17 protein-coding genes and 3 pseudogenes are annotated in these 22,585 nt (G+C 73.2%); 9 read left to right on the plus strand and 11 right to left on the minus strand.

All coding sequences use genetic code 11. The features are described from left to right. The 3 genes from ABT336_RS18280 to ABT336_RS18290 form a co-directional block, all read left to right on the plus strand. On the plus strand, positions 1 to 1,878 hold a 1,878-nt coding region (locus ABT336_RS18280), incomplete at its 5' end, for an ATP-binding protein (protein ID WP_502891201.1). Positions 1,879 to 2,022: 144 nt separating this feature from the next. After that, entirely contained in the window at positions 2,023 to 2,556 is a 534-nt protein-coding gene (locus ABT336_RS18285; RefSeq protein ID WP_350897807.1) for a hypothetical protein, read from the plus strand. A gap of 30 nt (positions 2,557 to 2,586) precedes the next feature. After that, positions 2,587 to 4,122 carry a serine/threonine-protein kinase gene (locus ABT336_RS18290; RefSeq protein WP_350897808.1) on the plus strand — a complete coding sequence of 512 codons (1,536 nt, stop codon included), beginning with the start codon at positions 2,587 to 2,589 and terminating at the stop codon, positions 4,120 to 4,122. 114 nt (positions 4,123 to 4,236) lie between these two features. Here the strand turns inward: ABT336_RS18290 and ABT336_RS18295 are convergent, their stop codons facing one another. The 8 genes and pseudogenes from ABT336_RS18295 to ABT336_RS18325 form a co-directional block, all read right to left on the minus strand. Next, on the minus strand, positions 4,237 to 4,566 hold the full coding sequence (locus ABT336_RS18295) for a hypothetical protein (protein WP_350897809.1): 330 nt from the start codon (positions 4,564 to 4,566) through the stop codon (positions 4,237 to 4,239). Between the two features lie 91 nt (positions 4,567 to 4,657). Continuing rightward, positions 4,658 to 5,286 (minus strand): annotated as a pseudogene (locus tag ABT336_RS27535) (acyl-CoA dehydrogenase family protein); the annotation flags it as partial. A gap of 108 nt (positions 5,287 to 5,394) precedes the next feature. After that, a pseudogene (locus ABT336_RS27540) lies at positions 5,395 to 5,907 on the minus strand (acyl-CoA dehydrogenase family protein); the annotation flags it as partial. Next, on the minus strand, positions 5,904 to 7,949 hold the full coding sequence (locus tag ABT336_RS18305; RefSeq protein ID WP_350897810.1) for an acetyl/propionyl/methylcrotonyl-CoA carboxylase subunit alpha: 2,046 nt from the start codon (positions 7,947 to 7,949) through the stop codon (positions 5,904 to 5,906). The gene ABT336_RS18305 and the pseudogene ABT336_RS27540, both read right to left, overlap by 4 nt. A gap of 37 nt (positions 7,950 to 7,986) precedes the next feature. Then, entirely contained in the window at positions 7,987 to 9,588 is a 1,602-nt protein-coding gene (locus ABT336_RS18310) for an acyl-CoA carboxylase subunit beta (RefSeq protein WP_350897811.1), read from the minus strand. Then, entirely contained in the window at positions 9,585 to 11,294 is a 1,710-nt protein-coding gene (locus ABT336_RS18315) for an acyclic terpene utilization AtuA family protein (RefSeq protein WP_350897812.1), read from the minus strand. The genes ABT336_RS18310 and ABT336_RS18315 overlap by 4 nt, the downstream gene beginning before the upstream one ends. A 24-nt stretch (positions 11,295 to 11,318) precedes the next feature. Then, positions 11,319 to 11,921 carry a TetR/AcrR family transcriptional regulator gene (locus ABT336_RS18320; protein WP_350897813.1) on the minus strand — a complete coding sequence of 201 codons (603 nt, stop codon included), beginning with the start codon at positions 11,919 to 11,921 and terminating at the stop codon, positions 11,319 to 11,321. Between the two features lie 191 nt (positions 11,922 to 12,112). Then, positions 12,113 to 12,790 carry a Crp/Fnr family transcriptional regulator gene (locus ABT336_RS18325; protein ID WP_007073398.1) on the minus strand — a complete coding sequence of 226 codons (678 nt, stop codon included), beginning with the start codon at positions 12,788 to 12,790 and terminating at the stop codon, positions 12,113 to 12,115. Positions 12,791 to 13,020: 230 nt separating this feature from the next. Between ABT336_RS18325 and ABT336_RS18330 the strand changes: the two genes are divergently transcribed. From ABT336_RS18330 to ABT336_RS18355, 6 genes are all read left to right on the plus strand, one after another. Then, the gene (locus ABT336_RS18330) at positions 13,021 to 13,815 is read left to right on the plus strand and encodes an adenosylcobinamide amidohydrolase (RefSeq protein ID WP_350897814.1); all 795 of its coding nucleotides are present in this window, start codon (positions 13,021 to 13,023) and stop codon (positions 13,813 to 13,815) included. A gap of 11 nt (positions 13,816 to 13,826) precedes the next feature. Continuing rightward, positions 13,827 to 14,963, plus strand: coding sequence for a CapA family protein (locus tag ABT336_RS18335; RefSeq protein WP_350897815.1), 1,137 nt, complete (start codon positions 13,827 to 13,829; stop codon positions 14,961 to 14,963). Positions 14,964 to 15,030: 67 nt separating this feature from the next. Beyond that, entirely contained in the window at positions 15,031 to 15,810 is a 780-nt protein-coding gene (nth, locus tag ABT336_RS18340) for an endonuclease III (RefSeq protein WP_350897816.1), read from the plus strand. Then, complete coding sequence (locus ABT336_RS18345) at positions 15,807 to 16,454, plus strand: TlpA family protein disulfide reductase (RefSeq protein ID WP_350897817.1); 648 nt, start codon at positions 15,807 to 15,809, stop codon at positions 16,452 to 16,454. The genes nth and ABT336_RS18345 overlap by 4 nt, the downstream gene beginning before the upstream one ends. Continuing rightward, positions 16,451 to 17,149, plus strand: a complete 699-nt coding sequence (locus ABT336_RS18350) for an NUDIX hydrolase (protein WP_350897818.1) — start codon at positions 16,451 to 16,453, stop codon at positions 17,147 to 17,149. Before ABT336_RS18345 ends, ABT336_RS18350 begins: the two co-directional genes overlap by 4 nt. Positions 17,150 to 17,204: 55 nt before the next feature. After that, entirely contained in the window at positions 17,205 to 18,383 is a 1,179-nt protein-coding gene (locus ABT336_RS18355) for a MarP family serine protease (protein WP_350897819.1), read from the plus strand. Positions 18,384 to 18,396: 13 nt separating this feature from the next. On the opposite strand, the gene ABT336_RS18360 is transcribed toward ABT336_RS18355, so the two are convergent. The 3 genes and pseudogenes from ABT336_RS18360 to eccCb all read right to left on the minus strand — a co-directional run. After that, positions 18,397 to 19,206, minus strand: coding sequence for a phosphatase PAP2 family protein (locus ABT336_RS18360; RefSeq protein ID WP_350897820.1), 810 nt, complete (start codon positions 19,204 to 19,206; stop codon positions 18,397 to 18,399). Positions 19,207 to 19,284: 78 nt separating this feature from the next. Further along, positions 19,285 to 20,673, minus strand: coding sequence for a type VII secretion-associated serine protease mycosin (mycP, locus tag ABT336_RS18365; RefSeq protein WP_350897821.1), 1,389 nt, complete (start codon positions 20,671 to 20,673; stop codon positions 19,285 to 19,287). Positions 20,674 to 20,767: 94 nt separating this feature from the next. Next, positions 20,768 to 22,557, minus strand: a pseudogene (eccCb, locus tag ABT336_RS27545) (type VII secretion protein EccCb); the annotation flags it as partial. Between the last annotated feature and the right edge of the window lie 28 nt (positions 22,558 to 22,585).

Genomic DNA, 22,585 nt, shown 5'->3' on the forward strand with positions numbered 1-22,585 from the left:
GTGCTGCGCGACGCCGCGGTGGTCGGTGACACGGTCGCCCCCGGGACCCTTGAGGCGCTGCGTGAGCAGCGCGCCGGTCGGGACGTCCGCCCGGCGGCGGTGGTGGCTGTGGAACTCGACCGGGCGATCGACGAGTTGCTGCAACGCCGGATGCTGCACCGGACCCGTGCCGGGTACGCCTTCGCGACCCCGCTGATGCGGGAGGCCGCGTACGCCGGGGTGAGCAAGGCCGAGTTGGCCGAGCGGCACGCCGCACTGGCGCGCTGGGCGGCGTCCGGCCCCTCCGCCCTCGGCCTCACCGAGCAGGCCCGGGACGACTTCGTGGCCGGTCACGCCGAGCGGGCGGTGGCCCTGGCCGACGCGGTGGGGCTGCGTCCCGACTCGCCGGCCCGCTCCGTGGCGGGGCTGGGAGTGGCGGCGTTGGGCAGGTCGGCCCGGCGGTCCCTGGCCGCCGGGGAGCCCACCACGGCTGTGGAGTACGCCGACCGCGCCGCCGAACTGGCCCGCGACGGGGTGCCCGCCGCCGACCGGGTGGTGCACGCCCGAGCGTTGTTGCAGGTGGGACGGGTGCACGACGCGCTCGCCTCGGCGGAGAAGATCGCCGCAAACACCGGTGACGACGCGACCCGGGCCAGCGCCCTCCTGCTGGCCGGGCAGGCCCACCAGACCCTCGGTGAGCAGGACCGGGCGGTGGCCGCCTGGGAGGAGGCCCAGCAGGTGGCGACGGCCGGTGCGGTGCCCACCCTGCGGGCCTCGGCGATGCGACGGCTGGGCATGACCGACTTCGTCACCGGGCGGTTGGGGCAGGCGAGCAGCAGGTTGGCCGCCGCGTACCAGGTCAGCCTCGCCGCCCAGGACCCCCGGGGGCAGGCCTGGTCGTTGCAGAACCTGGCCTGGGTGACCACCACCCGGGGCGACTTCGCCGGCACCGACGCGGTGCTCGGGCGGGCCGCCCGGCTCTTCGCCGAGCTGCGTGACCCGTACGGGCGGGCGTGGCTGCGCGGCACCACCGCGTACGCCAGGCTGTTGGCCGGGCGACTGCGGGAGGCGGGCCGGTTGGCCCGGGTGTTCCTGCCCTTCGGGGAGCGGGTCGGCGAGGCGTGGGCGGTGGGGACGCTGCGGGCGGTGGAGGCGTTCGCCGCCGCCGAACTGGGGGACCTGGCCGAGGCCGACCGGGGTGCCCGTCGGGCGTACCGGGAGTTCGCCGAGGTCTCCGACGACTGGGGGCAGGGCTTCGCCCTGGTGGTGCGGGGGGTGGTGGCGCGGGGGCTGGGTGAGCCGGAGCACGCCGCGGACCTGCTCGCCGACGCCCAGGGGTACGCCGACCGGACCTCGCATCCGCTGCTGACCGGGATGGCGGGGACGCTGCGCGGGTTCGTGGCGTTGGAGACGGGGGACTGGGAGGCCGCCGAGCGGGCGGCCCGGACCGTCCTCACCGCCGTCGAACCGCACAATCCGCAGGCCCCGGCCCAGGTGGGGCCTCGGGTGCTGCTGGCCACCGCCCGACTGGCGGCCGGGGATCCGGCGACGGCGGTGGGGCTGCTGGCCCCGGTGGCGACGGTGGCGGCGGCCGGGGGCCCGTCGCTGCTGTTCTCCCGTCGGCACACCCTGGCCCGGTACGCCTCCGCGCTGCTCGCACACGGGCAGCGGGAGCAGGCGTTGGACTGGGCGCGGCGGGCTGTGGACACCCCGGCAGAGGACGTCCGAAGTCAGGTGGTCACCGCCGGGGTGCTGGCCGAGGCGTTGCTCGCGAACGGGTTGCCGGCCGAGGCGTTGACGAGTGCCGAGGACGCGGTACGGCTGGCCTTCGCCACCGAGCAGGTGGGTGAACGGCTGGCCGCCACCACACTGCACAACCGGCTGCGTACCGTCACCTGACGCTGTGTGACGTCGCTCGCCGCGCCGACCTGCGGTTGCGGGGTGTCACCGGTTCTGCCGATGCGCGATGTCGGGGTGAGCGACTAGCGTGTCGCGTACAGGTCTCCACAGTGGTGTCGGTGGCGGCACCGGAAGAGGGGTGTCATGAGGTTGCCGCGTTCCATCGCGGGCTGGACGATCGCGGTCTTCGGCGTCCTGGCACTGGTGATGGGGGCGGTCGGTCTGCTCTGGCCGCAGGCCCAGTTGCAGATGCTCGGCTTCGAGATTCCCACCGAGCGCGCCCCGGGGGACTACACCGGCACCTTCCTGCTGGCCTCCTCGATGGCAGCGTTCAACATGGGGGTCTACTACCTGCTTGCCGCCGCCACCGAGTGGCGGTCCTTCTACCGGTTCACAGTCGTCTTCAGGCTGGTGACGTTCGCCGTCTTCAGCATCGCGGTGGTGGCCGGCATCGCCCCGGACCGGTTCTTCGGGGTGGCCCTCTGGGAGGGCATCGGTGCGGCGGCCACCGCCGTCGGCCTCTGGCTGGACGCCCGGCGTTCGACGGCGAACGGTCCAACCGAGGCCGGGAGCACCGCCCGTTCCGGGTCGGGCGCCGCCGGGAGTGCCAGTGTTTCGGCTGGTAAAGGCGGTTCTGCGACGGCCGCCACCGCCGCCCGCGCGGACACGGCTGACTGAGTCGCCAATCGAGTTGGGTATTTTCGAGCCGTGACCGACACACCGCCAGGGGCCATCCCGCCACCCATTGTGCCTGGTCTGACCGACTTGGAAGTCTTTGCCCGAGGCGGTTACGCGACCATCTACCGGGCCGTGCAGATCTCGGTGGGGCGCGAGGTGGCTGTCAAGGTCGAGAACCGGACGCTCGACAGCGAGCGGGACCAGGCCCGGTTCCTGCGCGAGGCGCGAGCCGCCGGTCGGATGTCGTCGCACCCCCACGTGGTGGACCTCTTCGACGTCGGCGTCACCGTCGACCAGCACCCCTATCTGATCATGGAGCTCTGCGACGGTTCGTACGCCGAGCGGATGCGGACCTCCCCCCTGGGGCCGGTCGAGGCCTGCGACCTCGGGATCAAGATCGCCGACGCTGTCGCCCACTCGCACGCGGCAGGTGTCCTGCACCGGGACGTCAAGCCGGCGAACATCCTCTACTCGCACTTCAACTCGGCGGTCCTCGCCGACTTCGGGCTCGCCGTGGTGGCCGAGATGCGTGACGCCTCGGTCGCGTTGGAGGTGCTGACCCCGGCGTACGCGCCACCGGAGATGTTCAACCACAGCCCGCCCTCGCCGGCTGTCGACGTCTACGCGCTCTGCGCCACCCTCTACGCGGTGATGTCCGGTCGCCCGCCACGCTGGGGCACCGACCGCAATCCCAGCCTGGTCACCGTGCTGGAGATGTTCCACCAGCCCATCCCCGACCTGCCCGACGTGCCGCCGGAACTGCTCGACGTGCTGCGAACCGGGATGGACAACGACCCGGCGAACCGCCCCTCGGCGGTGGAGCTGCACGCCATGCTCACCGGCCTCGGGATCGCCCCCGGCACCTCCGGCGGCGTACCGCTGAACGGGCAGCTCCACCCCGGCGTTCCGCTCGGCACGGTCCGGCCGCCCGGCGACGCCACGACCGACGACGCCGAGCAGGACGCCCCGCGTCGCGAGGTCGAGGAGGACGGCCACCCCACGGTGCCCACCCCGAACCGGTGGCGACGTCGGCTCTTCTTCGGTGGGGCAGGGGTCCTCGCCCTGGCCGGGTCGGCCGCCGCCGGAGCCTGGGTGGCCGGCGGAACCCCCTACTGGGCGGCACCGACCTCGGTGGTCAGCCGCACCTCTGACCCGATGGGTCAGGCGGGTCCCCTGCCGGGATGCCTGCCCGCCCCGAGCGGCGGCCCCGTCACGCTGCCCGCCGGTGCCCGGTGCGCCCCCGAACTGGAGTGCTTCGGCCCGGTCCGGGTCCGGGGTGGACAGGTCGAGGCGGCCCGCGTCTCCTGCGAGGGTCGGCACACCTGGGAGAGCTACGCCGAGGGGGAACTGCCCGCCGAACTCGTCGGAGCCGGGCACGCGCAGGTGCGTGACGACCCGGCGGTGCAGCGGGTGTGCGGCCCGCAGACCTTCCGGCTGACAAGTGGCCTGGCACCCAACGAGTGGAGCCTTGAGGTGCTGCCACCGGCCGGAGACGACCGGACGTTCCGCTGCCTGGCCGGGCGTGGGGTCGACGGGCTCGCGGTGCCCACCCTCACCGACCGCTGACCGCCCCTCTGCCGGTCGGTACTGCCGGTCGGCTCAGTCCCTCGGCTGCCGGTCGGCGTTGCCGGTCAGCTCAGCCGGTCGGCTCGACGCTGCCGGGCCGGTCGGCGTCGCCGGTCAGCTCAGCCGGTCGGCTCGACGCTGCCGGACGTCCACGGCGTGCAGCGCGTCCCGGCTGTCGAAGGTGTCGAGGGTGTCCGCGTCGATGTTCGCCGACGCGGGGACGAACTGCTCCGGCGAGCCGCCCCGGGGCAGGGGGTCCGGTTCGTACCGGCTCGCGCTCGCCGTCACCCCGGCGACCACTGTGCAGAGGACACAGAGCAGGGCCATGCCGACGGCGACGGTCCCCTCGTGTCGCCACAACACCACCGCCAGCAGGAGGGCGACCGCCGTCAGCGACGCGACCACCGCCACCACCCGGGCCTGCCTCGGGCGCAATGTCCTCACCCGACAAGCATGTACGTGCTGGCCTCGATGTCAACCGCCTCCACGACCCCGTCGACGCCGGGGGCTCGCTCCGTCACCCGCCGTCGCGGGGTCAGTACGACTTCGCCTGGCCGAGGACGTGCTGGGCCACGAAGTTGAGGATCATCTCCCGGCTGACCGGGGCGATCCGACCGGCACGTACCGCGCCGAGCAGGGTGGCCACGCCGTACTCGGTGGTCAGACCGGCCCCGCCGAGGGTCTGCACTGCGGTGTCCACAGCCAGTGCGGCGGCCTCACCGGCGGCGTACTTGGCCATGTTGGCGGCGACCCCCGCCTCGACGTCCCGTCCGGCGTCGTACCGGGTGGCCGCCTGGTAGACCATCAGCCGGGCCAGCTCCACCTGCACCGTCGCGTGGGCGAGAGGATGGGAGACCCCTGGTGGGTGCCGATGGGGCGGCCCTGCCAGACCGTACGGGTGGCGGCGTAGGCGGAGGCCCGCTCGATGGCGTACCGCCCCGTGCCGACACTCATCGCGGCCACCGTGATCCGCTCCGGGTTCAGCCCGGCGAACAGCGCCGGGAGGCCGGTGTCGACCGATCCGCCGACCAGCGCGTCGCCCGGCACCCGTACCTCGTCGAGGTGGAGCAGGAACTGGTTCTCCGGCGAGACGATCTCCATCTCCAGCCGGGTCCGGGTGAGCCCGGGGGCGTCGGTCGGCACGACGAACAACGCCGGCCTCAACCGGGGCTCGCCGGGCCGACCGTCCCCGACCGGACGGCCGTCCCGGCCGTTGCCCACCGGGCGGTCGTGTTCGACCGGGCGGTCGTCTGCGGCCGGTGACTCCTGCGGGACCCGGGCGACGACCAGGACGTGTCCGGCCTCGTCGACTCCGGAGATGTAGCACTTGTCGCCGGTGATCAGCCAGTCGTTCCCGTCGGGTCGGGCCACGGTGCCGAGGCGGTGGAAGTTCGACCCCGCGTCCGGTTCGGTGATCGCGAAGGCCACCTTCGACGAACCGTCGGCCAGCCCCGGCAGGAAACGGCGGCGCTGCTCCTCGGTGCCGTGCCGGGCGATCACCGTACCGGCGATGGCCGGGGAGACCACCAGGAGCAGCAACGGGCATCCGGCGGCCGCCAACTCCTCGCAGACCACAGCCAGTTCGGTGATGCCGCCACCGCCACCGCCGTACTCGGTGGGCAGGTTGACCCCGAGGTACCCCAGCCGACCGGCGTCGGCCCACAGCTCGGTGGTGTGCTCCCCGGCCTTGGCCTTGGCCACGAAGTAGCCGTGCCCGTAGCGCCGCCCCAACGCCCGGACGGCGTCACGCAGCTGCGCCTGCTCGTCGGTGAGGTCGAGGTTCACCGGCCCTCCCCGCCGGACACCGACCCGTCGGTGCCTGCTCCGTCGGTGCCTGTTCCGTCGGTGCCTGCTCTGGCGGTGGTTGCCTCGTCGGGGGTGACGACGGCCAGGACCGCGCCCGTCTCGACCAGGCCCCCGGTCTCGACGGGCAGGCCGGTGACCACCCCGGCGGTCGGGGCCAGCACCTGGTGTTCCAACTTCATCGCCTCCACCGTCAGCAGGGGGTCACCGACGTCGACCCGCTGCCCGATCCGGGCGTGTACCCGGGTGACGGTGCCGGGCAGCGGCGCGAAGAGGGATCCGGTCACCGGTGGGCGGGTGGGCTCGGGCAGGCGCGGCAGCTCGACCAGGTCCACAGCCCCGTCCGGGCCGTCCACGAAGACCGACGACCCCACCCGGTGTACGCGTACCGTCCGCCGGACCCCGTCGACGTCGAGGACCACCCGGTCGGCGGTGGCGTCGACGAGCGTCACCTGCCGATCGTCGGGTGGGTCGGTGCTCCACTCGGCGAGCGCGCCCACGCGGTCCAGCCGGTACCGGACCTCGACCTGTCGGCCGGCGTGGGAGAAGCCTGTCGCCTGTGGGAACGCCGGAACGTTGCGCCACCCGGAGGGCAGCCCAGCGAGCACCGGGGCGTTCGCCCGACGGGCTGCGGCACCGGCGAGCGCGGCGGCCAGGGCGGCCACCGGAACCTCGTCGGGCGGGACCAGCGGGGTGGTGACCTCCGGGTGCCGGTCCAGGAAACCGGTGTCGACGTCCGAGGCACCGAAGGCGGGACTCCGCAGGACCCGGACCAGCAGGTCCCGGTTGGTGGTCACGCCGTGCACCTCGGCGCGGGCCAGCACCCCGGCCAGGGTGCGTACCGCCTCGGCCCGGGTGGGGGCCCAGGCGACCAGCTTGGCCAGCATCGAGTCGTAGTGCACCCCGACCGTGTCGCCCGCCACCACCCCGGAGTCCAACCGGAGCCCCCGGGTCGGCGCGAACTCACCCACCACACCGGGTACGGAGAACCGGTGCAGGGTGCCGACGGCGGGCCGGAACCCCTGCCCCGGGTCCTCGGCGCAGAGCCGCACCTCGACGGCGTGCCCCTGCGGCGGCGGGGTGGTCGTCACCGGCAGCCGCCCGCCCTCGGCGACGAGCAGCTGCAACCGGACCAGGTCCAGCCCGGTGACCGCCTCGGTGACCGGGTGCTCCACCTGGAGACGGGTGTTCGTCTCCAGGAAGAAGAACTCCCCGTCCGGGGCGAGGAGGAACTCCACTGTCCCCGCACCGACGTACCCGACGGCCAGGGCGGCGGCTGTCGCCGCCCGGTGCAGCCCTGCCCGGGTGCCGTCGGGCAGGGCTGCCGGTGCCTCCTCGACGATCTTCTGGTGGCGGCGTTGGATCGAGCAGTCCCGGTCGCCGAGGACGACCACGGTGCCGTGCCGGTCACCGACGACCTGCACCTCGACGTGGCGGCCGGACTCGACGTACCGCTCCAGGAAGACCGTGTCGTCGCCGAACGCGCCGGCCGCCTCCCGCCGGGCCGAGTCGATCGCGTCGGCCAGCCCGGCGCGGTCCCGGACGATCCGCATCCCCCGCCCGCCCCCACCGGCCGCCGCCTTCACCAGGACCGGGAAGTCGGTGACCTGGTCCGGCCGGGTCCAGGTGGGCAGGATCGGCACCCCGGCCTCGGCCATCAGGGTCTTGGCCGTCACCTTGTCGCCCATCGCGGCGATCACCTCGGCCGGTGGACCGACCCAGGTCAGCCCGGCGTCGACGACCGCCGCCGCGAACCCGGCCTGCTCGGCGAGGAACCCGTACCCCGGGTGCACGGCGTCCGCGCCGCAGCGGCGGGCCGCGTCGAGGACCAGGTCGATCCGCAGGTACGTCTCGGCGGGGGTGTTCCCCGGGAGCCGTACCGCCAGGTCGGCCTCGGCGACGAAGGGGGCGTCGGCGTCGGCGTCGGAGTGCACGGCGACCCCGGTGATCCCGAGGACCCGACAGGTGGCCAGGACCCGGCGGGCGATCTCCCCCCGGTTCGCCACCAACAGTGTGTCGATCACGACTGACCCCGCCCTCCGGTCGCAGTGGTCCTCGCCCTCACAGCCGGAACACCCCGAACCTGTCGGTGCCCGCCACCGGGGCGTTGTGCACTGCGGAGAGGCAGAGCCCGAGGACGGTACGGGTGTCCCGGGGGTCGATCACCCCGTCGTCGTAGAGCCGGCCGGAGAGGAAGAGCGCCCCGGACTCCGAGTCGATCTGCCGTTCGACTGTCGCCCGGACGGCGGCGTCGGCCTCCTCGTCGTAGGCCCGGCCCTTCGCGGCGGCGGCCTGCCGGGCCACGATGGACAGGACCCCGGCCAGCTGCGCCCCGCCCATCACTGCCGACCTGGCGTTCGGCCAGGTGAACAGGAACCGGGGCTCGAACGCCCGACCGCACATCCCGTAGTTCCCGGCCCCGTACGAGGCGCCGAGGTTGACTGTCAGGTGCGGCACCGTCGAGTTCGACACGGCATTGATCATCAGGGCACCGTGTTTGATGATGCCCCGCTGCTCGTACTCGGTGCCGACCATGTAGCCGGTGGTGTTCTGAAGGAAGACCAGTGGGGTGTCGGTGGCGTTGGCGAGCTGGATGAAGTGGGCGGCCTTCTGGGCCTCCGCGCTGAACAGCACACCCCGGGCGTTGGCCAGTACGCCGACCGGGTAGCCGTGCACCTCACCCCAACCGGTGACAAGCGCGTCGCCGTACGCCGGTTTGAACTCGTCGAACTCGCTGCCGTCGAGGATCCGGGCCAGCACCTCACGTGGGTCGAAGGGCACCTTCAGGTCGGCGCTGACGATGCCGAGCAGCTCCTCGGGGTCGTGGCGGGGTGGTCGAGGTGTCGAGGTGACCGGTGCGGGACCCGGCTTGCGCCTGTTGAACCGGCGTACGCACCGTCGGGCCAGTCGGATCGCGTCCGGCTCGTCCTCGGCGAGGAAGTCGGCGAGCCCCGAGGTGGTGGCGTGCATCCGGGCCCCACCCAGCGACTCGTCGTCGGTGACCTCCCCGGTGGCCATCCTGACCAGGGGCGGACCGGCCAGGTACACCTGGGACCGGTCCCTGATCATGATCGTCTGGTCCGACATGCCCGGCAGGTACGCCCCACCGGCGGTGGCGTTGCCGAAGACCACGCTCACAGTCGGGATCCGGGCCGCACTGAGCCGGGTGAGATCGCGGAACACCCGCCCGCCGGGAATGAAGATCTCCGCCTGACTGGGGAGGTCGGCCCCGGCGGACTCGACCAGGTTGACCAGGGGCAGCCGGTTGGCCAGGGCGATCTCCCCGGCCCGCCGGGTCTTCGCCAGCGAACACGGGTTGACCGCGCCGCCGCGTACCGTCGGGTCGTTGGCCACCACCAGACACTCGACGCCCTCGACCACCCCGATGCCGGTCACCACGCCGGCCCCCACCGGGAAGTCGGTGCCGTACCCGGCCACCGGGGAGAGTTCCAGGAACGGGCTGTCCTGGTCGAGGAGCAGCTCGACGCGTTCCCGGGCGAGCAGCCGGCCCCGCCCGTGGTGGCGGGCCACGTACCGTTCCCCACCACCGGCCCGGGCCTGGTCCAGGGCGTCGGTCAACTCGGCGAGCCGGTCCAGCAGCGCCGCCCGGTTCGCCAGGTGCTCCGGGGCGTCCGGGTCGATCCTGCTCCCCAGCGTCGTCACCGGCCGCCCTCCGATCCGCCCGGCAGCTTCACGACCCGGGAGCGGAGCAGCTCGCCGAGCGCCTTGGCCTGCGGATCGAACCGGGTGGAGGCGGCCACCCCCGGGGCGAGGAGCCCTCGGAGGACGAAGCCGACAGCGCGCAGGTTCGGTAGCTCGTGTCGCTGCACCGTCGACGGGTCGACCTCCGGGAGCAGCTCCGCGAGCCGGGGGACGGTGAGCCACCCACGCAGCCAGTCCCAGGTCGCGTCGGTCCGCGCCCAGACACCGAGGGTGGCGTCGGAGCCCTTGTCCCCCGACCGGGCCCCCACCACCTCACCCAGCGGCCCCCGTCGCCCCGACGGGGTGCGGGAGGCGTCGACGGACGGGCTCGGTGGGGGAGCGGCCTCCGGCTGCCAGCCCCGGGTCTCCGGGGGCGCGACCGTCACCCGTTCACCGGAGGGGAGCACCGCGACGTGGGGCACCTCGTCCTGCGGCACCGCCTCGGCGGTGAACACCCCGAAGGGGGTGGCGTCCCCCGGCAGGGTGGTGAGCGTGCAGCCGGGGTAGGAGGCCAGGGCCAGCTCCACCGCCGCCGCCGAGAACGCCCGCCCGGTCCGGGTCCGGTCACCGTCACGCAGGTGTACGTGCAGGAGGGCGCTCGCCGTCTCGGTCTCCGTCGCGTCCGGACGGTCGGTACGGGCCAGGACGAACTCCAGCCCCTCCGGGCCGACCGCCGCCTCGATCTGCTCCCGGACCAGGGCCGCCTTCTCCGGTACGGCCGACCCGCAGAGCACGAAGGTCATCGAGTTGCGGAACCCGCCGAGCCTGTTCACTGCCACCTTGAGGGTGTCCGGCGGTGGGCCGCCCCGGGCTCCGGTGACCCGTACCCGGTCCGGCCCGTCCGGGGCGACCAGGACCGTGTCCAGCCGGGTCACCACGTCCGGCCCCAGGTACGCGGGCCCGTCGATCTCGTACAACAGTTGGGCGGTGACCGTCTCCACCGTGACGGCGCCCCCGGTCCCGGGATGCTTGGTGATCACCGAGGTCCCGTCGCCGTGGAGTTCGGCGATCGGGAAGCCCGGCCGACGGCCCCCGTCGGGCAGCTCGGTGAAGAAGCTGAAGTTGCCTCCGGTGACCTGTGCGCCGCACTCGATCAGGTGACCGGCCACCGTCGCCCCGGCCAGGGCGTCCCAGTCGTGGCGTCCCCAGCCGAAGTGGGCGATCGCCGGACCCACCGCCAGGGAGGCGTCGGTGACCCGCCCGGTGACCACCACGTCGGCACCGGCGTCGAGGCAGGCAGCGATCCCGAACGCCCCGAGGTACGCGTTAGCGGTGAGGGCGTCCGGCCGGTCCACGGCGTCACCCTCGACGTACCCGATCCGCAGGCGCAGGCCGAGCCGGTCGGCGAGCGAGCCGATCGCCGAGGCCAGCCCGGCGGGGTTGACCCCACCGGCGTTGGTGACGATCCGCACCCCCCGGTCCTGGGCGGCACCGAGGCACCCCTCCATCTGACGCAGGAACGTCCTGGCGTAGCCGAGCGCGGGGTCGCGTTCCCGGTCCCGGCCGAGGACCAGCATCGTCAGTTCGGCCAGGTAGTCGCCGGTCAGCACGTCCAGTTCGCCGCCGTCGAGCATCTCCTGCCAGGCGGCGTACCTGTCGCCGTAGAACCCGGAGGCGTTGCCGATCCGTAGCGGCGCGGTGGCGTGCGGTGCGGTGCGGTCGACCATGGCGCGCCTTTCGGTCCGGCGGAGCTAGGCGGTGAGCACTGTGGCGAGCTGGCGTTTCCAGGCGGTGAGCAGGGCCGAACGACGTGTCGAGTCGTCGGTGAGCAGGTTTGCCACCCCGAGGCCACGGAGCAGGTCGAGGGTGGTCTGGACGGCCTCCCGTACGCCGGGGCGATGCTCGTCCACCTCAAGCAGCTCCACTGTGAGCCGGTGCATCTCCCGGCCGACCCGGGCCTCCACCGGCACCAGGGCGGCGCGTAGCTCGGCGTCGGTGCGGGCGGCGACCCAGAGTTCCAGGGCGGCGACGAAGAGCGGACCGGTGAAGGCGGCGGCGAGCAGGTCGACGACCCGGTCGAGGCGCTGTTCGCCGACCGGCAACGCCTGCGCCTCGGCCCGCAGCTCAGCTGCCCGACGCTCGGTCAGGTGCCCGACGGCGGCGGTGACCAGGGCCGCCTTGGTGGGGTAGTGGTGCAGCTGGGCACCCCGGGAGACCCCGGCCCGGGTCGCCACCACCGTGGTGGTGGTGCCGGACCAGCCGTGCTCGACAAGGCACTCGACGGTCGCCTCCAACAGCCGGGCGCGGGTGGCACGGCTGCGCTCCTGCTGGGGGAGACGGCTGGGGGCGGGCACGGAGACAGCCTGCCGCGCCACAAACAAACAGTCAAGACTGACTTTTTCGGTGGTACGGACATCAGGGCTCGGCGATGTACGCCTCCCGTCCGCGCGGCCACGGGAACCACCGCGCCGCGCGGACGGGAAGAGACGTCGAAGACCGGAACGGCGGTGAGCCGTCGGCTGACGACGGGTACGGGATCGGGAGGTCAGACCCGCGCGCGGCGGGCCAGGCGCTCCGGGTCCAGGATGATGATGCTCTTGCCGTCCAGCCGCAGCCAACCGCGCGAGGCGAAGTCGGCCAGTGCCTTGTTGACGGTCTCCCGCGAGGCACCCACCAGCTGGGCGATCTCCTCCTGGGTCAGGTCGTGGGTGACCCGCAGCACCCCGCCGTCGCGGGTGCCGAACCGGCCCGCCATCTGGAGGAGGTTCTTCGCGACCCGGCCGGGCACGTCGGTGAAGATCAGGTCGGCCAGGGAGTCGTTGGTCCGGCGCAGACGTCGGGCCAGCACCCGCAGCAGCTGCTCGGCGATCTCCGGCCGGTTGTTCAGCCACGGCCGCAGCGCCTGCTTGCGCAACCGGACCAGCCGGGTGTCGGTCACGGCGGTCGCGGTGGCCGTACGCGGACCGGGGTCGAACAACGACAACTCCCCGACCATGTCCGACGGGCCCATCACGGCGATCAGGTTCTGTCGGCCGTCGGCTGCCCGACGCCCCACCTTGATCTTTCCGGACAGGAGGATGTACAGACTGTCGCCGGGCTCGCCCTCGTTGAACACGACCTCGCCCTTGCGGACCTCGATCGTCTCCATCTCCTTGGCGAGCGCCTCGGCAGCTTCCGGGTCGACGCCCTGGAAGATTCCGCTGCGGGCCAGTACCTCGTCCATCGCGCACCTCCGCCTACGCGTGCCGTCCGTCGGCCCGGGTTCGCCGTCCGCTGATCCCTCGCGCGCCGCCAAGTCTAGGCGCATGTGAGCAGTAATCAGAGGTGCACCCCTGGAAACTTGATCGTTGGACGTAACCTGCCCGACCGGATGAACGACTACGATCGCCGGTCGCGCCACCTGCGAGCGCTCCCACGTCCACCCCCTCCCACGCGGTCAGTAGGGTCACCGGCGTGCTGAACGAGCCCGTACTGACCACCCGAGTCGAGGACGGCCGGGAACTGCCGTTGCTCGTGTGGCGGGCGGGACGGCAGTTACGCACCGTCAGCTCGGGGCCGCTCGGCGGCGGGCTCGGCGTACGCGGATGGGTGCTCAACGCCACGGTCCCGATGTCGTACCACCGGGACGACCCGGCCGCGCACCTGGCCGCGCTCGCCGACTCGCTCGACCTGGACGGACCCGGGGTGGGGCTGCTGACCGGGGTGGACGTCGCCGACGTGGTGACCCGGACGGACTGCGGAGTGCAGGTCTGGGCGACCGTCGGGCTCGGCCTGCCCCTCTGGGCTGCCGCCCCGACGACCGGCGTCCTCGACACCGGTGACCCCTCGGCTGCCGTCGACGCGGTCCCGGCACCCGTCGGCGCGGGTTCGACACCAGGGGGCACCGTCGACGCGGTCCGGCCGCCGGTCGGCACCGTCAACATCGTGGCGTACGTCCCCGTCCGGCTCACCGACGCCGCACTGGTCAACTCGGTGGCCACCGCGACCGAGGCGAAGGCGCAGGCGATCATCGAACTGGGACGGCCGGGCACCGGCACCCCCACCGACGCCGTCACGGTCCTCTGTCCGGTCGACGGGCCGAGCGCCGAGTACGGCGGACCCCGCTCACGCTGGGGTGCCCCGTTGGCCCGGGCTGTTCACGCCGCCGTTCGGTCGGGTGGAGTCGCCGATCGTCCGCCCTGGTCGAGCGGAAAAGGGGCGCGGCAGGCCCTCCGAACGGGCGTCGTCGGCGGGAGAACCGAGCGGTAGGGTTCGCGGCGATGCGCGCTCCGAACCCCTTTCCCCGCCTGCGTCGCCGCCTCCCGGTTCTGCTCGGCGCGACGCTGGTCGGGCTGCTCGCCGCCGGGTGCGCCGAGTCCGCTCCCGGGCCGGTGTGGCAGTCCGCACCCGGCGGCGGATCCCCAGCGAGCGCGAAGCCGGACCCGGCCGAACAGGTGATCACACTCTCGGCGACCGGCGACATCATCATGGGCAACGCCCCGGACCGGCTGCCCCCCGACGACGGCCGGGGGTTCTTCGACTCGGTCAGGAAGGCCCTCCGGGCCGACCTGGTGATGGGCAACCTGGAGGCACCGCTCACCGTCGACACCGGCACCGGCAAGTGCGGGCCGGAGTCGACCCGCTGCTTCCAGTTCCGGACCCCGCCGGAGTACGCCGCGCACCTCGCCGACGCCGGTTTCCACCTGCTCAACCAGGCCAACAACCACGGCCACGACTTCGGCCCGACGGGCTACACCAACACCCAGAAGGCGCTGGAGGAGCACGACCTCGCCCACACCGGGGCCCCCGACCAGATCACTGTGGTCGAGGTGAAGGGGGTGCAGGTCGCCGTCGCCGGCTTCTCGTCGTACTCCTGGTCCAACAGCCTCGTCGACATCGACGCGGCGGAGCGGGTCGTCAAGAAGGCCGCCAAGCAGGCCGACCTGGTGGTGGTGCAGGTGCACATGGGGGCCGAGGGCGCCGAGACGACCCGGGTGAGACCCGGCACCGAGATGTTCCTCGGCGAGAACCGGGGCGACCCGATGAAGTTCTCCCGGGCCATGATCGAGGCCGGGGCGGACCTCGTCGTCGGGCACGGGCCACACGTCCTGCGGGCGATCGAGTTCCACCAGGGCCGACTGATCGCGTACAGCCTCGGCAACTTCGCCGGTGGGGGCAACACCCTGAGCAACGCCGGTCGACTCGGGTGGGGCGGGGTGCTCAAGGTGTCGCTCACGCCGGACGGGACCTTCGTCGACGGCGAGCTGGTCTCGACGTACATGAACGGGACCGGCAAGCCGACGATCGACCGCGACGACCGGGGCCTGGGCCTGGTCCGGGAACTGACCCGCACCGACTTCCCGAAGACCGGGGCGAGGTTCGACGACTCCGGGAAGATCTCCGCCCCGGGCGACTGACGGCCGCCCCTGCGACGCCGACGTGGGGCGCGCCGGTCCGCTCCCGTTCCGACGTAGGCTGGCCGGCGTGACCAGACGCGCCAACGAGACCGACCTCGGCTGCAAGCGTCGGGCCCGGCGGATCGGGCGGGTGCTGACCGAGACCCACCCCGACGCACACTGCGAACTCGACCACACCGGTCCGCTGGAACTGGCGGTGGCGACGATCCTCTCCGCGCAGTGCACCGACAAGAAGGTCAACGAGGTCACCCCGAAGCTCTTCGCCCGCTACCCGACCGCCGCCGACTACGCGGGCGCCGACCGGACCGAGATGGAGGAGCTGATCCGGCCGACAGGCTTCTACCGGAACAAGACCAGCTCGCTGATCAACCTCGGCCGCCGGCTCGTCGAGGAGTACGACGGCGAGGTCCCCGGTCGCCTCGCCGACCTGGTCACCCTCCCCGGGATAGGTCGCAAGACGGCGAACGTCATCCTCGGCAACGCCTTCGACGTCCCCGGCATCACCGTCGACACCCACTTCCAACGGCTGGTCGGGCGGTGGGGGCTGACCACCGAGACCGACCCGGTCAAGATCGAGCACGCAGTCGGGGCGCTGTACGACAGACGTGACTGGACGATGCTGTCGCACCGGATCATCTTCCACGGCCGTCGGGTCTGCCACGCCCGTAAACCTGCCTGCGGGGCGTGCACCCTGGTCAAGCTCTGCCCGTCGTACGGCACCGGGCCGACCGACCCGGAGGGGTCGGCCAAGCTGCTCAAGGGGCCCCGCGCCCGGGACCTCGCTGTGGCCGCCGGGGTCGACCCCGACCTCGTCCCCGCCGTCGCAGTCCGAGCGGAGGTACCGTGACCAGCACGTTCTCCCGTTCACCGGGCCGGTGGCTCGGTGCGCTGATCCTGCCGGTGCTGCTGCTCGTGACGGCCTGCACCGCCGACACCGAACCGGCCGCCACCAGCGCAGCCGACCCGCCGCAGAACACCCGGCCCTCGCCGTTCGCCGACTGCACCGACCTCACCACCGCCCCGCCGTCGGCGACACCCACCCGGCCCGCCGGGTCCGCCACGGGCGGGCAGCAGCTGCCGAAGGTCGCCCTGCCCTGCTTCACCGGCGCGGAGAACGTCTCCCTCGACCAGGTACGCGGCCCGGTCGTGATCAACGTGTGGGCCTCCTGGTGCCCGCCCTGCCGGGAGGAGCTGCCCGCCTTCCAACGCCTCAGCGAGCAGGCCGACGGCCGGTTCCAGGTGATCGGGGTGAACAGCCGGGACCGCCGCGACGGCGCGCAGTCGATCGGCGAGGACTTCGGCGTACGGTTCCCGATGCTCTACGACCAGGGAGACAGCGTGCAGCAGGCGGTCGGGCGCAACGTGATCCCGATGACCCTCTTCGTCGACGCCGACGGGCGCATCCGGCACACCGACGTGTCCGGGGCGCTCGACGACGCCCGCCTCGCCGAACTGGTCCGTACCCACCTGGGCGTGACGGTGACGGCGTGACCCGACAGTCGCCGCAGTGGATGGACCCGTTGCTGGTACGGCTCGGCACGGCCCGGGTGGAGGACTTCACCCCGCTGCCCACCCCGGCCACCGGGGGGCGGGCCAGCGCCGTGCTGGTGCTGCTCGGTGAGGACCCGGAGACGGGCCCGGACGTGCTGATCCTCCAGCGCGCCGCGAACCTGCGCAACCATGCCGGCCAGCCTGCCTTCCCCGGTGGCGCGGCCGACCCGGAGGACGCCGACGCCGCCGCGACCGCCCTGCGGGAGGCGAACGAGGAGGTCGACCTCGACCCCGCGAGCGTGACGGTCCTGGCCGAGCTGCCCCGGCTCTGGATCCCGGTGAGTGACTTCGTGGTCACCCCGATCCTCGGGTGGTGGCACACGCCGCACCGGGTGCACCCCCGGCAGCCGGTCGAGGTGGCCCACGTGGCCCGGTTGCCGGTGGCCGAGCTTGTCGACCCGGCCAACCGCCTGCGGGTACGCCACCCCAGCGGCTGGACGGGGCCGGCCTTCAGCGTCCGGGGCATGCTGGTCTGGGGCTTCACCGCCGGGGTCCTCGCCACCCTCCTGGAGATGGGGGGTTGGGTCCGGCCGTGGCCCCGGCACCGGGTGGTCGACCTGCCCCCCACCGGAGCCGACCCGGCCCCCTCGGCCGGTACCGACCCGGTCGACGAGGTCCCGAATCCGCTGCGCTGACCACCTGCGTACGCGCCGGTGATCGGGGGGTGCGGGGTGCCCGTACCCTTGACGGGTGTCCGTCGTGGATGTCGTACTGCTGCTGCTCATGCTCGTGTTCGCGATCAGCGGATACCGCCAGGGCTTCGTCATCGGGGTGATGTCGTTCTCCGGGTTCTTCGTCGGGGCCCTGATCGGGCTCCAGCTCGGCCCGATGCTGGCTCGACAGTTCACCGACGGCGGCTTGCGGGTGTTGATCTCGTTGGTGGCGGTCTTCGGATTGGCGGTGATCGGGCAGGCGTTGGCCGGTTGGATCGGCTCCCACCTGCGTCGGACGATCACCAGCAGGCTGGCGCGGCGGGCCGACGACGTGGGTGGGGCACTGGTGTCCCTGCTCGCCGTGGTCATGGTCGCCTGGTTGGTCGCCGTGCCACTGGGTTCGTCGTCCCTGCCCTGGCTGGCCTCCTCGGTGCGCAACAGCGCCCTGCTCAACGCGGTCGACCAGGTCCTGCCGGACGAGGCCCAGCAGCTCTCCACGGCACTGCGGGAGACCGTCGACACCAACGGCTTCCCGGACGTCTTCGGCGGGCTGGCACCCACCCGGGCCCGGCAGGTGTCCCCGCCCGACCCGGCGCTGGCCGGATCCGAGGTGGTGGCGAACGGCCAGCGGTCAGTGGTGAAGGTGCTCGGCTCCGCACCGAGCTGTTCGCGACGGATCGAGGGCTCTGGTTTCGTCTACGCCGACGACCGGGTGATGACGAACGCGCACGTGGTGGCGGGCACCGAGCGGGTCTCCGTGGAGCTGGGGGGCTCACGCTACGACGGTGACGTGGTGGTCTACGACCCGGACCGCGACCTCGCCGTGCTGCGGGTCCCCGGACTGCCCGGCCCGTCGATGCGGTTCGCCGCCGGCAACGTCACCAGCGGGGCGGACGCGATCGTGCTGGGCTTCCCGCTCAACGGCCCGTACGACGCCCAGTCGGCCCGGATCCGGGACGTGGGCAAGATAACCGGTCCGGACATCTACGCCTCCGCCGACGTGACCCGGGAGATCTACACGATCCGGGCGCTGGTCCGCAGCGGCAACTCCGGAGGGCCACTGCTCTCCTCGAACGGCCTGGTCCTCGGAGTGATCTTCGCGGCGGTGGCCGACGACCCGAACACCGGCTTCGCGGTGACCGCCGCCGAGGCCCGCCCGGTGGCCCTGGCCGGCGCCCAGAGCACCGAACCGGTCGCCACCGGCAACTGCACCTGACCTGCCGGGGCCGTCAACCGGTAGCCGTCGACCCGTCGCCTGGCTGCTGTCCGTCGCCCGGCTGCTGCCTGCCCTCTGGCTGCTGTCCGTTGCCCGGCTGTGGCCTGTTCCCGGGGTGCTGGCCGTCCCCGTCGCGCCAGAGCGCGAAGGCCGCCAGGGTGGCGGTGACCACTGCCGCCCCCAGCAACCATCCCGCCACCACGTCGCTGGTCCAGTGCACGCCGAGGGCGATCCGACTGAACCCGGTCACCCCGGCGACCGCCATCGCCGCCACCCACAGCGCCGCCCGCCGCCCCGGTCGGCCCCGGGTCTTCGGCAGGAAGACCACCAGCAGGACCCCCGCCGCGAGGGCGGCGTTGAGCGCGTGGCCGGACGGGAAGGCGTACCCGGTGGCCGACGAGACCGGGTCCAGCAGGTCGGGACGGTCCCGGGTGACGAGCAGCTTCAACAACGGTCCGAGCGTCCCGCCGACCACCATCGTCAGCGCCACCCAGCCGGCGGTACGGCGGGCGTTGCGGTGCAGCAGCCACACGACCAGCAGCAACGCAGCCAGCCGGAGCGGGTTCGGTGCGAACACGTCGGTCCAGAGGCTCATCGCCCGGACCCAACCGGGACTGTCGAGCGCGTACGCGTGCGCCGCGTCGGTGATCCGCTCGTCGACGGCGTGCAACGAGGAACCGGCGGCGACCACCAGAGCGGTCAACCCGGCGAAGGGAAGCGCCGTCAGGGCGGCGACCGTCGCCAGGCTGGACCGTAGCCCGCGCGGACGATCCGGGTCGAGGCGACGACGGCGCCAGGAGGGGGCGGAGGTGCGGCCGTTCATGCTGCTGAGATCTACCCCCGAGGACACCGACTCAGACCGGTTCCCGGGCACCGGTGTCCCGGAGCGCCCCGGCACCGGTCACCGGCGGCGCTGCCGGACCCGACGAACGGTCAGGGCGGCACCGGTGACCAGGGCGACCAGGACCGCCGCCGAGGCCCAGATCCGGTCGGAGGGCGGATCGGCCGGCGCACCGGCGGGCAACGCCGTCCAACGGGTGTGCTGACGTGGCGCGGTGAAGTCGAGGGGGTCGGTGCCGGTGCCGGTGGCCTGTTCGCTTCCCGGGCTCCCCGGAGCCGGGCCGAACCCGGCCACCCCGGGGGAGGAGTTGTTGTCCAGCGGGTTGCGGCCCACCGACGGGACCTCTGCGGTGAGCGCCGCGACCGGATCCACCAGGCCGTACCCGTAACGGTCGTCCCGGCCGGCGGGGCCGATGTCGTGGGCGGTGGAGATCAGCCGGTTGACCACGTCGCCCGCCGACATCTGGGGGTACTTCGCGCGGACCAGCGCCGCCGTGGCGGCCACCAGCGGCGCGGCGAAGCTGGTGCCCTGCACCCGCCAGTAACCGCCCGGACGTGCGCCGACCAGACCACTGGCCGGTGCGGAGAGCACAGTCGCCGCACCGGTGATCGACCCCGACCACAGCTGCTCGGTGTCCCGCTCCAGGCCCGCGACCGCGATCACCCCCGGCTCCCGGGCCGGATACCAGACCTTGCTGCTGGACGAGGTGGCCAGGTTGCCGGTGCAGGCCACCACCACCACGTCCCGGGCGAACGCGTAGTCCACGGCGGCGGCCAGGGCGGCGCTGTCACCGCTGCCACCGAGGGACAGGTTGATCACCCGAGCCCCGTTGTCGACAGCCCAGCGGACCCCCTTGGCCACGATCAGCGCGTCGTCGTAACGGTTGTCCTCGTCGAGGACCCGGACCGGCAGGATCCGGGCGTCCGGGGCGAGACCCACCGCACCCCGGTCGTCGTTGCTCCCGGCGATCAGACCGGCCACCGTGGTCCCGTGCCCGACCGGATCCGCCGGGCCGGAACCGCCGGGACTGACCAGATCGAGACCCGGTGCCACCCGACCTGCCAGATCGGGATGGGTGGCGTCCACACCGGAGTCCACCACCGCGACTGTGACACCCCGGCCGGTCGAACTACGCCAGGCCGTCTTCGCCTTCAACGCGTCCAGTTGCCACTGCTCGTCGCGGATGCGGTCGACTCGGGTCGGGTTGTCCACCGGCGCGAACCGGGCCACCGGAGACGTTCCCGCCAGCGGGGCGGCCACCGGTGCCGTGGCGAGGGTCGGAGACGGGGCGGCCAGCGCCTGGGGTGTCGGACCGGCGATCGGGACGGCGGCCACCGCGAGGCCGAGCAGGGCGCGCCCGGCGAGTCGTCGGGGCGATGACGGACGGCCGGCGAGTCGTCGGGCCGTGGACGAACGCGCGTGCCGGGTCCCAGTCACCTTCTCAGCCATTCATCGCGAGGGACACATGTTGCTCCGGAGATTACCCAATTCCTCGTACCACACGGTGTGAACCGCGAAGTTGCGATCGGCGGGTCGCAGTCGATCAGGACGGTGGCAGGTGGGCCAACTGCACCAGACGCACCCCCTCCCGGCGGGTGACCAGCCGACCACGGCCGGGCGGAAGTGGGCCGGGACGGACCGACCCGACCAGTGGGCCCTCCTCCGGACTGCCGGCCATCACCAGCCCGGCGGTGGAAAGCTCCCGGAGCCGCTGCACGACCGGCTCGAACTGGGCCCGGGCGGCACCGCCGGACCGGCGGGCCAGCACCAGGTGCAGGCCGACGTCCCGGGCCTGCGGGAGGAACTCCTCCAGGGCGCGCAGCGGGTTCACCGGCCCACTGGCCACCAGGTCGTAGTCGTCCACCACGACGAACAACTCCGGTCCGGACCACCAGGACCGGTCGCGGAGCTGCCCGGGGGTGACCTCCTGGCCGGCGACCCGCTGGTGCAGGTAACCGGCGGCCGACTCGACGAGGTCAGTGGTGTGTGCCGCCGCCGACCCGTAGCCGATCAGATGCGGCAGGTCGTCGATCGCCCCGAGCAGGCTCCGCCGGTAGTCCACCAGGATGATCCGGGCCTCCTCCGGGGTGAACCTCCTGGTGATCGAGGTCGCCAACGCCCGCAGGAACGACGACTTGCCGCACTCGGCGTCACCGAAGACCACGAAGTGCGGCTCGGCGGCGAAGTCCAACACCACAGGTCGCAGGTCCGCCTCGGCGATGCCGACCGGCAGTCCCAGACCGGACCCGACGGCCAGGTCCAGGTCGTCGTAGGGCAACACCGGAGGCAGCAGCCGGACCGGCGGAGCCGGTGGACCAGCCCACCCGTCGGCCACCGCCCCGACCAGGTCGGTGGTCTCCCAGCCGAGCCCGGCCAGCCGCGGCAACGCGGTCAGGAAGTGCAGACTCTCGGCCGTGACACCCCGACCGGGGGTGGCCACCGGTACGTCGGCCGCAGCCGCCCGCCGGGTCACCATGGAGTCCGACGGGTCCCCCAGCCGCAGCTCGACCCGGGAACCGAACAGATCCCGGATCGCCGGGCGGAAGTCGGTCCAGCGCACCGCCGTGGCCACCACGTGCAGCCCGTAGGACAGGCCACGGGTGGCCAGGTCGGTGATCAGCGGTTCCAGGTCGTCGTACTCGCCGCGCAGGGTGGCCCAGCCGTCCACCACCAGGAACACGTCACCGTACGGGTCGGTCGTCGGCCGCCCGGCCGCCACCAGCGCCGCCCGCCGACGGCGGTACGCGGGCATCGACTCCACGCCCGACTCGGCGAAGGCCGCCTCCCGCTCGGCGAGGAGGGTGACCAACTCGCCGACGGTGCGTCGGACCGCCGTCGGGTCGGACCGGCCTGTGACACCGCCGACGTGGGGCAGGTTCCGCAGGGCGGCCAACGCGCCGCCGCCGAAGTCGAGACAGTAGAGCTGCGTCTCGGCGGGGGTGTGGGTCAGGGCCAGCGCGCAGACCAGCGCCCGCAGCAGGTTCGACTTGCCGCTCTGCGGTGCACCCACCACCGCACGTGCCCGGCCGCGCCGTCCAACGCCAGCCAGAGCAGGTCCCGACGCTGCTCGAAGGGTTTGTCGACCACCGCCACCGGCACCTGGAGGGCACCGTGCAGCTCCGGGTTGCCGACGGTGACCCCGCGTGCCGGGTCGGTGCCGACCGGGCCGAGCAACTCGTCGAGGGCCGGGGCCGGCCCGAGCGGAGGCAACCACACCTGGTGCGCCGGCGGGCCCTGTCCGGCCAACCGGTCGACGAGCAGGTCCAGCAGGCTCCGTGCACCGGCCTCCTCGACGGGGGCGAGGGGGGTGGCGACCGGCTCGGGCACCGGCACGAAGTGGGTGGAGAACTGGTGCAGCCGG

It is taken from the genome of Micromonospora sp. NPDC000207, assembly GCF_040300925.1.
Taxonomy (GTDB): Bacteria; Actinomycetota; Actinomycetes; order Mycobacteriales; family Micromonosporaceae; genus Micromonospora.